The organism is Emticicia sp. (genome assembly GCF_049241225.1).
Classification (GTDB): Bacteria; Bacteroidota; Bacteroidia; order Cytophagales; family Spirosomataceae; genus Emticicia.
On sequence record NZ_JBMLRC010000260.1, the window covers coordinates 1 to 2,238 of the forward strand.

Consider the following 2,238-nt stretch of genomic DNA (forward strand, 5'->3'; position numbering starts at 1 on the left):
CCGTGAGTAAATCGCCTACTTGTAAGTCAGCTTTTGTGCCGTGATAAAATGGGCCACTATCTAAGATTTTTGAGTCTGTTGTAGCGTTTTTCATTCATTTATTTGCTCTGTTTTTTGATAATTGCTGCTTGAATATTCTTGAGATTTCTTGCACTTAAAAAATGAATAAGTACATACATCGGTAGAAAAATGATGGGTACAACCGATATTGTACTGAAACCTTCTTTTGTGATAAGAAAAATACTGGAAGCAATCAATAGAATACTCAAACCGATAAAGATACTGCGTACGGTTTTAACTGTTTTTTCTTGCTTTTTCAGTTCTTGCAAGGTCATTTCGTTATATATTGTTTTCATAAAAATTTAGTAATGAGGCTTCTAATGAATTTCGGATACAATCTATGATTTTTTTTGAAATTTAGACAATAAACCTAAAAAAATTAGGTCAAACGCATGAGAATCCTGAAAGGATGTTATGATTATAATTAACCGTTTTAAAGAACAGTTTTAAACCCCGCTTCGGCGGTCCGATTCGGGGTTCTTATGAGTGAACCGATTCACTAAATCTAAAATCATAACAGCCCCGCGTCGGCGGTCCGATTTAGGCTTTTCCTAAATTTCATGCGTTTGACCTATAAAAAAATAACCTCACGTAGTAGGCTACATGAGGTTTGTTTCTCATAATTGTTGTGCCGTTCAAAGCTTAGTTATTGACAGGCTTTTCGGTAAAAGCCGTAAGCGTTTTACCATCGTAGCGATAAAGACCGACCTCACGAGTTCCTATCCAAACATTATTATCTTTATCTACGAAAAGGCTTTCGACGGCACTATTACTCAATTTCTCAGTCGGAAATGCTCTAAAATTCTTACCATCGTAGATACTTATACAACCCTCCTTAATTCCTTTGGCATCTTTTCTGATACTGCCAATCCAAATATTACCTTCTTTGTCGGCAGCCATTGCTCTAATGATGTTATCGCAGAAACCATCTTTATCTGTAAAATTTGTAAGTGTTTTGCCATCATATTTAGTTATTCCGTAGCGGCAGGCATGACTCAACCAAAGGTTGCCTTTTTTATCTTCCACAACCATATTTGTCGAGCTATACATACTTTTTTGTTCGAGCATATCTTTGAAACTTTTCACTACCGTATCTGAGGCCTTCGTTGTGTTTTCTTCTTGTGGGAAATTCTTGAAACTTTTTCCATCATAGCGATACGACCCAAACCAAATATCACCTGATTTTTCTTGATAGATATTGTGAATAGCTACATGGTGGAAGCCATCGCTTGCCAGTGGGCCTTCGTTTTGCAAAAAATGATTAATCGTTTTTCCGTTGTACTGAAATACTCCTTCCTCTTGTGTGCCAAACCAAATATTGCCCATTTTATCTTGTAGCATACTTAGCACGGTTTTGTTTTGTGGAGGTAAACAACCTTTCTGTGGAGCAGCTTGGCGGAAAAAAGGACTCATAATTGGCGTTCGAGTCCATGGAAGAGCGAAATCTGTAAATTTCTTTCCATCGAATCGGCAAACACCATCTTTTGTTCCAACCCAAATATTTCCCTTGAAATCTTCCAAGATACACTGAACGATATTGCTATTGAGGCCGTCTTTCGTCGTAAAATTTACAAAGCCTTTTCCATCATAGCGATACACACCTGCTCCCGACGTAGCAAACCACATATTACCCGATTTGTCTTGCAAGCTGCTTCTAATAAATGCGTATTGATTCGTACCTGGCGGAATGATAAGTTTTGGATGAGATACCTGATTTTGGGCGTTACTATGACAGCTTTGCAGCCATAATAGTGTAATTAGTAGTGAATAGATTTTCATATTTATAATTGTTTATAATTCTTGTTTTTTTACCTTAATAGTATCTGAAAACTAACTTTCTTGTTGAATTAACATTAGTGTGGGTTTGTAAGTGACTTATAATAAGTGAATTACGAGTAAAAAGGTACTCCATAGGAGTTAAATATTGGTAGAAACCAAAATGAGTTTAATTTTTAGAATGCCGTAGGTATTCAACTTCTTTGCCTAATTGTTGAATACCTACGGCATTCTTGTTATACTTTTTTGTTTTACACTACCGATATAAAAGTCCTACGGACTAAATAACTTTGACTTTTAATCTATCATTCTTTTTTACACATTCAATTAATTTAAACTATCACCACGGGCCAGTTTGCTTGACTTGATAAAAACGAGTGCCGTCGAATCGATAAAGACCTT

Annotated in this window: 2 protein-coding genes; both read right to left on the minus strand. The window is 36.1% G+C overall.

Annotated elements, in window-relative coordinates; all coding sequences use genetic code 11:
- Positions 1-98: 98 nt before the first annotated feature.
- Entirely contained in the window at positions 99-356 is a 258-nt protein-coding gene (locus ACOVO2_RS14010) for a hypothetical protein (RefSeq protein ID WP_421770578.1), read from the minus strand.
- A 346-nt stretch (positions 357-702) separates the two neighbouring features.
- Positions 703-1,839, minus strand: a complete 1,137-nt coding sequence (locus tag ACOVO2_RS14015; protein ID WP_421770579.1) for a ligand-binding sensor domain-containing protein — start codon at positions 1,837-1,839, stop codon at positions 703-705.
- Between the last annotated feature and the right edge of the window lie 399 nt (positions 1,840-2,238).

Excerpts from the sequence above, each read along its gene's own strand:
- ACOVO2_RS14015 (WP_421770579.1), bottom strand. The coding sequence starts at position 1,839 with ATGAAAATCTATTCACTACTAATTACACTATTATGGCTGCAAAGCTGT.
- ACOVO2_RS14010 (WP_421770578.1), bottom strand. The coding sequence starts at position 356 with ATGAAAACAATATATAACGAAATGACCTTGCAAGAACTGAAAAAGCAA.